The sequence below is a fragment of the Mycobacterium sp. genome, from assembly GCF_049802695.1.
In the GTDB taxonomy this organism is placed as follows: domain Bacteria; phylum Actinomycetota; class Actinomycetes; order Mycobacteriales; family Mycobacteriaceae; genus Mycobacterium.
In genome coordinates this window covers 1-2609 of sequence record NZ_JBARMY010000119.1, presented here as the reverse complement: position 1 = coordinate 2609, position 2609 = coordinate 1, and the positions used below count along the sequence as shown (strand labels likewise).

The following is a 2609-nucleotide window of genomic DNA, read 5'->3' as shown; positions in this document are numbered from 1 at the left end:
GTCAGCCCCCGGTGACGGCCGTTTGGGTGAAGCGCACGTAACCGTTTTCTTCGAGCTCGTCGGCCAACTCGGGCCCGCCGGATTCGATGATGCGGCCACCGACGAACACGTGCACGAATTCCGGGCGGATGTAGCGCAGGATCCGGGTGTAATGCGTGATCAGCAGGATGCCGCCGTGCTGGGATTCCTTGTAGCGGTTGACCCCTTCGCTGACGACCCGCAGTGCGTCGACGTCCAGGCCGGAATCGGTCTCATCGAGGATCGCAATCTTCGGCTTCAGCAACCCCAACTGCAGGATCTCGTGGCGCTTCTTCTCGCCGCCGGAGAAGCCTTCATTGACGCTGCGCTCGCCGAACGCCTGGTCGATGTCGAGTTCCTCCAGCGCCGAGCGGACCTCTTTGACCCAGTGCCGCAGTTTCGGCGCCTCGCCGCGCACCGCGGTGGCCGCCGAACGCAGGAAGTTCGACATCGACACCCCCGGCACCTCGACCGGATACTGCATCGCCAGAAACAGTCCCGCCCTGGCGCGTTCGTCAACACTCATGTCCAACACGTTCTGGCCGTCCAGCCTGATCGACCCGGACGTCACCTGATACTTCGGATGGCCCGCGATCGCGTAGGACAGCGTGGACTTGCCGGATCCGTTGGGACCCATCACCGCGTGCGTCTCGCCGGAGCGCACCGTCAGGTCGACCCCGTTGAGGATGGGTATCTCACGCCTGCCTTCGGCGGCGTTGGGGTCCTCGACGCTGACGTGTAGGTCTTTGATCTCCAGAGTCGTCATGAGGCTGTTGTCTTCTCCGTAATCGCTAATTCGTGTTCGATGGCCGCGGTCAGCCGCTCCCGGATCTGCGGCACCGCGATCTTGGAGATGATCTCGCCGAAGAATCCGCGCACCACCAACCGGCGGGCCTGTTCTTCGGGAATACCGCGGGAACGCAGATAGAAAAGCTGCTCGTCGTCGAAGCGTCCGGTGGCGCTGGCGTGCCCGGCGCCCACTATCTCACCGGTCTCGATTTCCAGGTTGGGTATCGAGTCGGCGCGGGCGCCGTCGGTCAGCACCAGATTGCGGTTGCTCTCGAAAGTGTCGGTACCGGCGGCCTGCGGGCGGATCAGCACATCGCCCACCCAGACGGTGTGGGCGTCGGGCCTCCTCGACTCCGGATCTCCTTGCAGCGCACCCTTGTAGACCACGTTGGATCTGCAGTCCGGCTGGGCGTGGTCGATCAGCAGCCGCGACTCGAGGTGCTGGCCGTCGTCGGCGAAATACAGGCCGAGCAGTTCGGCGTCTCCGCCGGCCGCGGTGAACCGCACGGTGGCCGACATCCGTACCACCTCGCCACCGAGTGTCACCACGACGTGGCGCAGCACCGCGTCCTTGCCCAACCGGGCATGCTGGGCGCTGACGTGCACGGCGTCGTCGGCCCAGTCGGCGATCCACACGACGGTGAGCCGGGCGGCGTCGCCGACCACGAATTCGACGTTGTCGGCATAGGTTCCGCTGCCCCGCTGGTCGATCACGACGACGGCCTCGGCCAACTCCTCGGCCCGAATCTGCAGATGCCCGTACGCAACCGCGCCCTCGCCGGGACCTGTGACGACGACCTCGATCGGGTCACCGACCTGGGTGTCGCGCGCGACGGTCACCAGCGTCGCCGAGTTGAACGCCGAAAAGGCCTGCGCCGCAACGCGATCAGTGGGAACACCGCCTTCACCGAGCCGCTCGTCGCCGCGCCGGGTGATCTCGACCCGAACTCCGGGCTGCTCGCTGACCGTGATGTCGGCGCTGCCGGTCGCGGGGGCTGAACCGTCGTGCAGGCCGCGCAGCCGCCGCAGCGGGGTGAACCGCCAGATCTCGTCACGACCGCCGGGCACCTCGAACGCATCGACGTCGAACGACGCGAACAGTTCCCCTTTGTTGACGGCGGAGAGCTGCGAACCTTTCGGGGACCCCTCGATCGCGGACGTGAAGTCCTGAGCCGTCATCCGACAGAGCCCTCCATCTGCAGCTCTATCAGTCGGTTGAGCTCCAGCGCGTACTCCATCGGCAGCTCTTTGGCGATCGGCTCGACGAAGCCCCGCACCACCATCGCCATCGCTTCGTCTTCGGTCAGCCCACGGCTCATCAGATAGAACAGCGGGGTGTCGCTGACCTAGGACACGGTGGCCTCGTGGCCCATCGTGACGTCGTCCTCGCGGATGTCGACGTACGGGTAGGTGTCGCTGCGGCTGATTGAATCGACAAGCAGCGCATCACACTTCACGCTGGACCGGGATCCGTGCGAGCCTTTGTTGATTTGAACCAGGCCGCGGTAGGACGCGCGGCCGCCGCCGCGGGCCACCGACTTGGACACGATGTTGCTCGACGTGTTGGGCGCCAGGTGCAGCATCTTGGCGCCGGTGTCCTGGTGCTGGCCCTCGCCGGCGAACGCGACGGACAGCACCTCGCCCTTGGCGTGCTCGCCGGTCATCCAGACGGCCGGGTATTTCATCGTGACCTTGGAGCCGATGTTGCCGTCGACCCACTCCATGGTGGCGCCCGCCTCGGCCCTGGCCCGCTTGGTGACCAGGTTGTAGACGTTGCCCGACCAGTTCTGGATGGTGGTGTA

2 protein-coding genes and 1 pseudogene are annotated in these 2609 nt (G+C 65.8%); all 3 read right to left on the bottom strand.

Annotated elements, in window-relative coordinates:
• Position 1: 1 nt before the first annotated feature.
• On the bottom strand, positions 2-784 hold the full coding sequence (gene sufC, locus WA317_RS04525; protein ID WP_425171907.1) for a Fe-S cluster assembly ATPase SufC: 783 nt from the start codon (positions 782-784) through the stop codon (positions 2-4).
• Entirely contained in the window at positions 781-1986 is a 1206-nt protein-coding gene (gene sufD / locus WA317_RS04520; RefSeq protein WP_425171906.1) for a Fe-S cluster assembly protein SufD, read from the bottom strand. Before sufD ends, sufC begins: the two co-directional genes overlap by 4 nt.
• A pseudogene (locus tag WA317_RS04515) lies at positions 1983-2609 on the bottom strand (SufD family Fe-S cluster assembly protein); the annotation flags it as partial. The gene sufD and the pseudogene WA317_RS04515, both read right to left, overlap by 4 nt.